Source organism: Facilibium subflavum (assembly GCF_003574485.1).
Lineage (GTDB): Bacteria > Pseudomonadota > Gammaproteobacteria > Francisellales > Francisellaceae > Facilibium > Facilibium subflavum.
Window position 1 is genome coordinate 1 of record NZ_QLIT01000071.1, and the last position, 10,240, is coordinate 10,240.

Annotated in this window: 8 protein-coding genes; 5 read left to right on the forward strand and 3 right to left on the reverse strand. The window is 39.6% G+C overall.

The window, feature by feature from the left end; genetic code table 11:
- Positions 1-70: 70 nt before the first annotated feature.
- Both DNK84_RS05195 and DNK84_RS05200 read right to left on the reverse strand, forming a co-directional pair.
- Positions 71-2,959 (reverse strand): efflux RND transporter permease subunit, encoded by a 2,889-nt coding sequence (locus DNK84_RS05195; protein WP_119343500.1) that lies wholly within the window; start codon positions 2,957-2,959, stop codon positions 71-73.
- Entirely contained in the window at positions 2,956-3,969 is a 1,014-nt protein-coding gene (locus DNK84_RS05200; RefSeq protein WP_162902244.1) for an efflux RND transporter periplasmic adaptor subunit, read from the reverse strand. Before DNK84_RS05200 ends, DNK84_RS05195 begins: the two co-directional genes overlap by 4 nt.
- 295 nt (positions 3,970-4,264) lie before the next feature.
- On the opposite strand from DNK84_RS05200, the gene groES reads away from it, so the two are divergent.
- Together groES and groL are read left to right on the forward strand one after the other, a co-directional pair.
- Positions 4,265-4,552 carry a co-chaperone GroES gene (gene groES, locus DNK84_RS05205; protein WP_119343502.1) on the forward strand — a complete coding sequence of 96 codons (288 nt, stop codon included), beginning with the start codon at positions 4,265-4,267 and terminating at the stop codon, positions 4,550-4,552.
- A 59-nt stretch (positions 4,553-4,611) separates the two neighbouring features.
- Positions 4,612-6,261, forward strand: a complete 1,650-nt coding sequence (groL, locus tag DNK84_RS05210; protein ID WP_119343503.1) for a chaperonin GroEL — start codon at positions 4,612-4,614, stop codon at positions 6,259-6,261.
- Between the two features lie 177 nt (positions 6,262-6,438).
- Here the strand turns inward: groL and bioA are convergent, their stop codons facing one another.
- Positions 6,439-7,734: an adenosylmethionine--8-amino-7-oxononanoate transaminase gene (bioA, locus tag DNK84_RS05215; RefSeq protein WP_119343504.1), complete on the reverse strand. Its 1,296-nt coding sequence runs from the start codon at positions 7,732-7,734 to the stop codon at positions 6,439-6,441.
- An 85-nt stretch (positions 7,735-7,819) separates the two neighbouring features.
- Between bioA and bioB the strand changes: the two genes are divergently transcribed.
- From bioB to DNK84_RS14255, 3 genes are read left to right on the forward strand one after another with little or no spacing between them, the layout of a single operon-like run.
- Entirely contained in the window at positions 7,820-8,809 is a 990-nt protein-coding gene (gene bioB / locus DNK84_RS05220) for a biotin synthase BioB (RefSeq protein ID WP_119343505.1), read from the forward strand.
- A complete protein-coding gene (locus DNK84_RS05225; RefSeq protein ID WP_119343506.1) occupies positions 8,793-9,953 on the forward strand; it encodes an aminotransferase class I/II-fold pyridoxal phosphate-dependent enzyme in 1,161 nt (386 codons plus the stop codon). The genes bioB and DNK84_RS05225 overlap by 17 nt, the downstream gene beginning before the upstream one ends.
- Positions 9,950-10,102 (forward strand): hypothetical protein, encoded by a 153-nt coding sequence (locus DNK84_RS14255; protein WP_162902145.1) that lies wholly within the window; start codon positions 9,950-9,952, stop codon positions 10,100-10,102. The genes DNK84_RS05225 and DNK84_RS14255 overlap by 4 nt, the downstream gene beginning before the upstream one ends.
- The last annotated feature ends 138 nt before the right edge of the window (positions 10,103-10,240 follow it).

Here is a 10,240-nt window from a genome sequence, read left to right on the forward strand (position 1 = left end):
TTCCATTTTGAATACAGCTTGCATATAACTTTGTGAAATATCCTACACGAAAAAACTTTAAAATGCTTTATTAGGCGTGATCAATGTGTGCTAAAACCATAGCGGCTGTTGTCATTAACACCGGTTTAAATCGGACACAGGCGGCTTGTATTATTGCCTTTTGTGGCGTGCTTTGATGTTTTTGTTGGTATTGTTTGGCAAAGTCGATAAGTAGAATGCCATGTTTGCTGATAAGTCCAATCAATGTAATAAGGCCAATCTCTGTATAGATATTTAAAGAGTAATTAATAAAAAAGAGTGCAATAAGTGCACTTGTGATGGCAAGTGGTACTGTCAGTATGATTGTAAGGGGATCTTTAAGGCTTTCATATTGTGCAGCTAAAGTAAGGAAAATCACAATTAAAGCACAAATAAACAGCCAGCTCATGCTGTTTTGTGTTTGTAAAAAGGTACGCGTTTGCCCTGAAGTGTCTGTATTCATGTCTTCTTTCATATACTTATTTGCCAGGTTTTGGAAGTAGGTTAAAGCGGCTTTTGTGCTAAACCCATTGGCAAGCTGTGCAGAAATGGTGGCTGAATGCTGTCCTTGAAAGTGGTTCCATGTGCTTGATGTCACCGTATTTTCAATACGGACAAAAGTGGATAATGGGATGTTATCACCGGATGCACTTTTTACGGTTAATTCATTAATAATATTTTCGTTACTGCGCTGAGCATCGTTGATTTGCGGGATGATATAATATGCATAACCATCTCTTGTAAATTCATTATTTTGTGGCTGGCCAAAGCCAATGCTTAGTATTGTAGCAATACCATCCATAGATACGCCAAGCGCATTTGCTTTTTCTTTGTTAATAATGACGTTGGCTTGAGGCTGATTAATGTGTAAATCAACCTGTGTATTGAGTATATCAGGATTTGTCTGTGCCTGTTTTGTCATCTGATTAACAACCTTACTTAGTGCTTCATAACTTCCAGTTGATTTAATCACAAACTGGAAGTTATAAATACCTTTTGAAATCGGTAATGAAGGTGGTGAGCTTAGCATGATATTCAGCCCTGCAATTTGCCTGACTTTGGGCATTAATTGCGCAGTAATTTCATCAGCACTTTGTGATCTTTGATCCCAGTCTTTTAATTTCATGATAATCATGGCAGAAGCCTGGCCTTGCGGAAAACCATTGACAATACTTAGGTTTTTAATCTCTTGGTTAAGATTTGTTATGCTGTTTAGCTGAGCTGTATATTTTTGTGTATAGTTTACTGACGCAGAAGTTGGTGCTTGTGCCATTCCAATGATAACGCCTTGATCTTCAGCCGGTGCAAGCTGTGCATTTTGTGATAGCAGGTAAAACGTTGTTCCACCTAAAATAAGGATAAAGGTAAATACAAGTACAATCAGCTTTTTAAGGTTAATAATTGCAAGAAGTAACCGGTGATATTTCTCCGTTAATAGCTGTAGCAGTTGCGTGACTTTGTGTTCAAATTTATTGTGTGTCTTAGTTGTTAGTAACTTTGCGCACATCATTGGTGTGAAAAATAAAGCAACAATACCAGAGATTAAAACACTGCCAGCCAGTGTAAAGGCGAAGGATTTAAATAAAGCGCCTGTTGTGCTGTTGTTAAAACCAATCGGTAGAAAAACAGCTAATAGGGTAATTGTAATGCCAATCACAGCAATGGTTATCTCTTTTATACCAATAATAGCAGCGTGCTTAGATGTTTTCCCCAGTTGCATATGCCGATGGATGTTTTCCATAACAACGATAGCATCATCGACAACAAGGCCAATTGCAAGCACAAAGGCTAAAAGCGTCAGCACATTAATACTAAAGCCCAGAAAATACATGATAATAAAGGCGCCAGCAATGGATAAGGGGATTGTCACCAGCGGAATTAAAGATAACCGCCAGGACCCCAAAAATAATATAATAATGGCTAAAACGGCAATAATCGTGATGATAAGTGTTTCAATAACATCTTTAAGCGATGCATTGATATAACTTGCGCTATTGCGCATAACCTGTACTTTAAGATCTTTGGGCAGATGGATCTGTGTCAATGCGTTTTGAATCAATGCGGCTGTTGTTAGCGGATTTGCATCATTTTTATAGGTAATGGCAAGACCAACTGATGGCTTATTGTTTGTGAACATTGCGCTTGTTGTATCTTGTGCGCCAAGTTTAACATCGGCAACATCCTTTAAGTAAATGGGCTTTTGGTTCACTGTTTTAATGATAAGGTTTTGAAATGAGGTAACCGTGTGTCCATCCGTCTGTGCATTAATCGTAATTATCTGATTGTCTCGATTAATATCGCCTGGCGTTGCTTGAACGTTTTGCGTACTAAGCGCTTGTTTTATATCACTTGCGGTAATGCCATATGCACGCATTTTATTCACATCAAGCCAAACACGCATGGCATATTGACGATTCCCCATAATTTGGATGTCTCCAACACCATTGATATTTGCAATGGTTGGTTCTATTGTACGTGTTAAATAATCACTGATATTGCTTGTCGGCATTTGCGCACTGCTATAGCTTAATACCATATCAGGCATACTGGTGCTGTCAGCCTGGCGGATGATTGGGTCATTAACTGCGTTAGGCAGGCTTGATTTGACACCTGAAAGTGCGCTTTCAATATCAGTGATCGTGCTGTTCACATCGGCATTAACCGTCAAATTCAGCACAACACGGCTGGTTCCTGAAGCGCTGGTAGAGCTGATATAATCTACATTATCAATACCCTGTAATGCATTTTCAATAGGCGTTGTGACGAGTGTTTCCATTGTCTGTGCATTGGCACCTGGGTAGGTTGTGATCACCATGATGGTATTGCTGCTGATATTTGGATATTGACGGATTTCAAGTTTGGTTGCTGTAAATATGCCTGCAAGCAATAAAAGCGTGAAAATGCAGCAAGTCAAGATTGGTCGTGTGATAAAGAATTTCAATTTCCTTCTCCTTTATCAGTCGTTACAACCTTGATTCCATCGGTGATTTTGTTTGTCCCAGCAATAACAATAACTTCTTGGGGGTGTAGCCCGGATTGCACAATAACTTTGTCAGTACCAACTTGTGTGCCAAGCACAACAACCTGCTGCTTGACAATATTTTGCTGATTAACGGTAAATATGGTTGTATTGTTATTATCATAGGTGATGGCTTGTGTTGGGACGATAATCACTTGTTGTGGCTTTGTTAAATCAAGGGTTATATTAACCAAATCGCCAGGTTTGAGTTTTCCATCATTATTCTCAAGTTTTGCTCGCAGCAAGATGCTATTGGTGTTGTGATCAATTATATTGTTGATGGCAACGACTTTGCCTTTAAAATGTTGATTTGGATATGCATCAAGCTCAATTGTGACATCCTGGTTTTTTTTGATATAGGCTTGATCCTTGCTTGGTAAGGAAAAATCGACATATATCGGGGTTACTGTCTGTAAAGAGAATAAATCATCCGCTGTATTAACATAACTGCCTACTTGTAAATTCACAATACCAGCTTCTCCTGTAAATGGCGCACGTATAATCTGATCATTAAGCGTTGCTTTATCCTGTTTTACAAGTGCCAGATCTTTTTTGTAAGTGGCCTCAGCAATATCAAGGGTCGCCTTATCCAAAGCATTTTTTTGATAAAGTGTTTTATTTCGTGATAAATTGGCAGCATCCAGCTGCAGTTGTGCCTGGTCATAAAGTAACTTGGCTTTGGCTTTATCTGGATCGATTTCCAATAGAATCTGACCCTTTTTGACTTCTTGATTTGATGTAACATTGAGCTTGGTAATATTACCTGATGAACTTGCTTTTACGGTAACACCCATCATGGCAGTGATATGACCAAGCGCGCTTAGTGTTGATGTATATTGGGTTGTTTCAACTTTTTCAGTGGCAACAGTAATCATCAAAGCAGGCTTTGATGATTGATAAGTTGCTTTATAAAATATTGCACCTAAAAGCATGATGAAGGTTAAGCTTATTAATAGGGTTATTATGGTTATTTTTCGCATTACAATAAGATAATCCGTTTATTTATTATTAAGAATACAGGTTGGATATAACAGTAATATGACAATTAGATAACGTACTGTGACAATTTTGTTACATTCGTTTTGAGTGATTTTTATACCAAATGATGATGTGTTGGATTTTTTTTGCAGAAAACGATAATTTTTTCCTTGAAAATAAATTGAGGATCACCATATACCTTCCTGCAAACAAACAACATATGTTTAATCATAAATAGGAGTAAACTACATGGCAATTCGTCCATTACATGACAGAGTATTAGTGCGTCGTGCAGAAGAAGAAACAAAAACTGCCGGTGGTATCGTGTTACCAGGAAGCGCACAAGAAAAACCAATGCAGGGTGAAATCATTGCCGTTGGTAAAGGTAAGATCTCAACTGACGGTGATATTCGCCCACTAGATGTAAAAATTGGTGACAAAGTTATCTTTGGTAAGTATGCAGGTACAGAAGTCAAGCTTGATGGTGAAGAGCTTTTGATGATGCGTGAAGAAGATTTAATGGCAGTTGTTGAGTAAGCTATTATACGTTATCAAATAAGTTTTAAGTTTAAACATTTTAAAGAGGAAAAAATAAAATGGCAGCAAAAGAAGTAATGTTTTCAGATGATGCTCGTACACGTATGTTAGAAGGTGTAAATACATTAGCAAATGCAGTAAAAGTAACACTTGGACCAAAGGGTCGTAATGTTGTTTTAGATAAGTCTTTTGGTGCGCCAAACATCACTAAAGATGGTGTTTCTGTGGCAAAAGAAATCGAATTAAAAGATAAGTTTGCCAATATGGGTGCACAGATGGTTAAGGAAGTTGCCTCTAAGACTTCTGATATCGCGGGCGATGGTACAACAACAGCAACAGTACTGGCGCAAGCTTTATTAACCGAAGGTTTAAAAGCAGTTGCCGCTGGTATGAATCCAATGGATCTTAAGCGTGGTATTGATAAAGCAACAGTCAAAGCAGTTGAAGCATTAAAATCACTATCTAAGCCTTGTTCTGATAATAAATCTATTGAGCAAGTTGGTACAATTTCAGCAAACTCTGATGCAACTGTTGGTAAGATTATCGCACAAGCAATGGAAAAAGTTGGCTCTGAAGGTGTGATTACCGTTGAAGAAGGCAAAGGCTTTGAAGATGAGCTTGACGTTGTTGAAGGTATGCAGTTTGACCGTGGTTATTTGTCGCCTTACTTTGCAACTAACCAGGAAAATATGACAGCTGAGCTTGAAAATCCATATATCTTGATCGTTGACAAAAAAATTGCTAACATCCGTGATCTAGTGCCAACACTAGAATCTGTTGCAAAATCTGGCAAGCCTTTGTTAATCATTGCTGAAGATGTTGAAGGTGAAGCGTTAGCAACATTGGTTGTTAACAATATCCGTGGTATCGTCAAAGTTGCTGCGGTTAAAGCACCAGGGTTTGGTGATCGCCGTAAAGCAATGCTTGAAGATATTGCAATTCTAACTGGTGCAACAGTTATCTCTGAAGAAGTTGGCTTAACTCTTGAGACAACAACTGTTGAGCACTTAGGTACAGCAGGCCGCGTTCAAATCACTAAAGATGATACAACTGTTATCGATGGTGCTGGTCAAAAAGCAAATATTGAAGCGCGTGTTTCACAAATCCGCAAGCAAATTGATGAGTCAAGCTCTGATTATGATCGTGAGAAGCTTCAAGAGCGTTTAGCCAAGCTTGTCGGTGGTGTTGCTGTGATTCGTGTTGGTGCTTTCACTGAAGTTGAAATGAAAGAGAAAAAAGACCGTGTTGATGATGCATTACACGCAACTCGTGCTGCAGTTGAAGAAGGCGTTGTTGCCGGTGGTGGTGTTGCACTTTTACGCGCACAAGCAGCTATTGCTGGATTAAAAGGCGATAATGAAGATCAAAACCATGGTATTGAGCTTATGCGTCGTGCGATGGAGTCTCCATTGCGTCAAATCGTTAAAAACGCTGGTGGCGAAGCTTCTGTTGTTGTGAATAACGTTCGTCAAAAAGACGGTGGTTACGGTTATAATGCTGCTAATGATACCTATGGCGATATGATCGAAATGGGTATTTTGGATCCAACAAAAGTAACGCGTTCTGCATTACAACATGCGGCATCTGTTGCAGGTCTTATGATCACAACTGAAGCCATGGTTGGTGAAATAAAAGAAGAAAAATCTGATGCTGGTGCTGGTGGCATGGGCGGAATGGGTGGCATGGGCGGTATGCCTGGCATGATGTAATCATCGCCCATTTACAATAAACGCATTGTGCGTTAACGTTAAAACCCCCAGAGAGTCAACTGATCCTCTGGGGGTTTTTTTATAAGTTCGTGGGAGCGAAGCGTAAAGCCAATACCGTATGGTACATAGAGGGGTGTTGGCTTTACAACAGCGGTTATGAAAAAACAAAAGTAGTGATTATTTACGCACCGCACAAATAGCCTTAATGGTAATTTCTTTAAGCTTGTTTAAAGTGTCAATATCGATATTTAAAGGAGGCATCCAATAAATCGTATTGCCAAGGGGGCGTAAGAGCGCGCCAAACTCTATTGCCTTTTGATAGATTTCATAACCATGGCGATTTTTGGCAGGGTGTTTTATATCTGCGGCAATTACTCCGCCAAGGCTTCTGATGTTATGCAGCTGTCCGGTAGTATCTGCCACTTCATGCATATTTGCTAATAAAGCAGGATGTAGTGTATCACTGATATAACAGATCAGGTTTTCTTGTTCAAAGACTTTAAGTACTGCTAAAGCTACAGCGCAGGCTAAGGTATTGCCACTATGCGTGTGTGAATGCATAAAAGCCTTTTGTGTTTCATAATCATCATAAAATAACTCATAGAATCTATCATGTGTCAGTGTCACACTTAAGGGCAACATTCCCGCAGTCAACCCTTTAGATAAGCAGATGAAATCTGGTGTGATATCAGCATGCGCGCAGGCAAGCATTTTGCCTGTGCGACCAATTCCAGTCATGATCTCATCGGCAATAAGATAAATATCATTATTTTGACACCAATGAGCAAGGCGTTTTAAAAAGTCTTTTGAGTAGATTAACATCCCACCGGCGCCTTGAATTAAAGGTTCAAGGATTATGGCATTTGTGGTTGAAATCAATGGTTTAAGTTTTTCTTCGATCACATTCCAGTGCTGCTCGGCATGATGCCATAGCGGGTCATTTTCCCCGGCTACATAAGGGATATCATTAATAAAATAGCAGTCAAATAATAGATTTTGATAAGCTTTTTTATAAAGACCTAAATCACTAACACTTAAGGTTGCACAAGTCTCACCGTGATAGCCATTAGATAGGGCAATAAATTTTTTCTTGTTAGTTTGGCCTTTAATTACACGAGCGTGGTTTGCCATTTTCATAGCGATCTCTACAGCACATGAACCATCACTGGCAAACAATGCCTTATCCGTTTTTGTCAGTCGGCAAAGTTTTTGGGTTAATTGATGGATTGTGTTGTTTGTTGTATTTGCTAAGATTGTATGTTCAAGGGTATCTAACTGTGCTTTTAATGCTGTAATAAGCATTGGGTGGCGATGTCCTAATGATTTACACCACCAGCTTGATATTGCATCGATAACGCTTGTGTTATCTTCCAAATAAAGATAAGCACCGCCAGCACTTTTGATCTTAAGTGGTGATAATGTTTCATAATCTTTCATCTGTGAGCAAGGATGCCAGAGATTTGTTGAGTACATTAGTAAACCTTATCGTAAAATATTAGTTGACTGATCGCAAAATTATACCTAGGATTTTGCGCATGTGTAAATAAGTCATAAGTGAATCATCGTGAAAAATAAACCTACACTTGAACAATTGGAAGAAATCTATCACCAGCCCTTTAACAAACTGCTTTTTCAAGCCCAGACAATTCATCGACAAAACTTTGGTGATGAGATTGAGTTGTGTAAGCTTTTAAGCATTAAAACAGGCAGTTGCCCGGAAGATTGTAAGTACTGTCCGCAAAGTGGACATTATAAGACAGATATTGAAAAAGAAAAGCTTATGGCAATGGATCAGATTGTTGCACATGCAAAAAAAGCAAAGTCTTTAGGTGCAAAGCGTTTTTGTATGGGCGCGGCCTGGCGTAATCCACCGGCACATAAAATGCCTGAATTGATCAACATCATTAAAACGATTAAAGATTTAGGCTTAGAGACTTGTATGACACTTGGGATGTTATCGAAAGATCAGGCAAATGAGCTTGCAACAGCGGGTTTAGATTACTATAACCACAACATTGATACCTCTGAAGAGTATTATCCTGAAATCATTACCACACGGGATTTCCAATCACGCATTGATACCTTAAAAGAAGTTGCCAATGCGGGTATGAAGGTCTGTTGTGGTGGTATTTTAGGGATGGGGGAGACCATTAAAGATCGCTTAAGTATGTTGTTGAGCCTGGCAAATCTTGATACACCACCTGCCAGTGTGCCAATTAACCGACTTGTTCCTGTGCCTGGCACGCCTTTGGGTAATAAAATGGATAAGGCGCAGGTAGATATCTTTGACTTTATTCGAACGATTGCTGTCGCCAGAATTTTAATGCCGACAACAAGAATTCGCCTGTCAGCAGGCAGAAAGCAAATGTCTGATGAAACCCAGGCACTATGTTTTCTTGCGGGTGCGAATTCTATTTTCTATGGGGATAAATTACTAACAACCGGGAATCCAGAAGAAAATACCGATTTGGCTTTGTTAGAGAAACTTGGGTTTGCGATTGAAGAAAGTCAATTACAGGATAAAAAAACGGATGAAAGTTGCGTTTAATGATATAAATGCGTATAAACGCAATAATTTATACCGTCATCGACGTGCATTTAACCGACAGGGTGTCTGTGTGTGTTTGGATGAGGCATCCTATATTGATTTTAGTGGTAATGACTATCTGGGGCTTTCTCAGCATCCTGAAATTAAAAAGGCATTTGCTGAAAGTGCTCAAGCATTAGGCTTTGGTAGCACTGCATCTGCGATGGTCAGCGGTTTATCCCTTGCTACCCAAAACCTTGAAAATTATTTTGCCAATTTGACAGGCTATCCGGCTTGTTTGTTTTTTAATTCTGGCTATCATGCCAATCTGGCCGTTTTTTCGGTGCTGGGAAGATCAGCAGGTACCATAATTGCTGATAAATTGATTCATGCATCAATAATAGATGGTGTAAAATTATCGGGTGCAAAATTAAAGCGCTTTTTGCATCAAGATATGCAAAGCCTTGATAAAATAAGCCAAATCTTACAGGCGCCAGGTATTTGTGCAACTGAAGGCATTTTTAGCATGGATGGTGATATTACACCACTGCCATTGCTTCATGAGAATTGTCGTCAATATGGTCATGGCTTGATCGTTGATGATGCGCATGGATTTGGGGTATTAGGGGAAAATGGAATCGGCAGTCTTGATCACCATGGTCTGACAGCAAAAGAAGTACTGGTTTATATCACTCCATTTGGCAAAGCATGCGGTGGTGTTGGGGCAATGGTTTGCTCAAGTAAAAAGATTATTGAGCAACTAACACAGTTTAGTCGTAGTTACATGTACAGCACCGCTTTGCCACCGGCTATCTCACAAACCTTATATGTTGCGCTAGAACTTGTTAAGCAATCCAATGACCTGCGTCAAAAACTGTTTGAGAACATTGTGTTTTTCAATAAGCAAGCTGAAGCTTATGGATTTCAGCTAAGCGCATCAGATTCGACACCGATTCGAAGTGTACTAATCGGTGAGGCGGATAAAACCTACCAGATACAACAACGATTAATGGAAAAAGGCTTTTTGGTATCATGTATTCGTCCACCAACCGTGCCTGAGAAGACTTGTCGTTTACGCATTTCATTGACAGCATTACATGAGAAAAAGCACATTGCGTCGTTATTTAAAGCCTTGATGATTGCAAAAAAAGAGATAATGATATGAGTGCGCCAAGCAAAGCTAAGGCAATCAAGCTGGACAATCCAGCCCAGAAAAAGGCTAGCCACCAGTCTGGAACCGAACTACACATAATGCAAGGTAACGAACATTATGAAGCTGTAGTAAGGGCGGTCTATCAGCCACAACGCAAGTGAAGGTATTGAGCCCCGTAATATATCATCGTCGCACCTGATCAAGGTTTTCATTTGCCTGAAATCAGCACTACGCAATACGTAAAGGCGAGTATGCGTGGAGGTGCCGGGGTCTGAGTCCGTAGCGGGTAGATGAACTGA

Coding starts and splice junctions, on each gene's coding strand:
- DNK84_RS05200 (WP_162902244.1), bottom strand. CDS start 3,969: ATGCTTTTAGGTGCAATATTTTATAAAGCAACTTATCAATCATCAAAG.
- groES (WP_119343502.1), top strand. CDS start 4,265: ATGGCAATTCGTCCATTACATGACAGAGTATTAGTGCGTCGTGCAGAA.
- groL (WP_119343503.1), top strand. CDS start 4,612: ATGGCAGCAAAAGAAGTAATGTTTTCAGATGATGCTCGTACACGTATG.
- bioA (WP_119343504.1), bottom strand. CDS start 7,734: ATGTACTCAACAAATCTCTGGCATCCTTGCTCACAGATGAAAGATTAT.
- DNK84_RS05225 (WP_119343506.1), top strand. CDS start 8,793: ATGAAAGTTGCGTTTAATGATATAAATGCGTATAAACGCAATAATTTA.
- DNK84_RS14255 (WP_162902145.1), top strand. CDS start 9,950: ATGAGTGCGCCAAGCAAAGCTAAGGCAATCAAGCTGGACAATCCAGCC.